General features: G+C 65.3%; 1 protein-coding gene. It reads right to left on the bottom strand.

What is annotated here, in order from left to right; all coding sequences use genetic code 11:
• A partial coding sequence (locus tag K206_RS0137135; protein ID WP_043368110.1) for a TIGR03745 family integrating conjugative element membrane protein occupies positions 1–235 on the bottom strand: 235 nt, incomplete at its 3' end.
• Positions 236–239: the final 4 nt, after the last annotated feature.

Below are 239 nucleotides of genomic sequence, written 5' to 3'. Positions count from 1 at the left end.
CATAGGCGTGGTAGCACACGCCAATGAACATCGACGCCACGACCAGCAGGGCCACGAGCATGATGATGTCGTAGCCGTAGTTCCTGATCGTTTCCATGATGCCGTTGCCCGTGCCGCGGGTCGGGTTCTCCAGTTGCGGCAGCCCCTGCGCGAACGACAGCGCGGGCAGCGCGGCGGCGCCCAGGGCCACGGCGGCGCGCTGGACAAAACGGGAAGTGAGGATGCGGTTTTGCATGGTC

Origin of the sequence: Cupriavidus sp. WS (genome assembly GCF_000395345.1) — a bacterium.
GTDB lineage: Bacteria > Pseudomonadota > Gammaproteobacteria > Burkholderiales > Burkholderiaceae > Cupriavidus > Cupriavidus basilensis_B.
The sequence above is the reverse complement of the archived record's forward strand: the minus strand, read 5'-3'. Positions and strand labels throughout refer to the sequence as shown.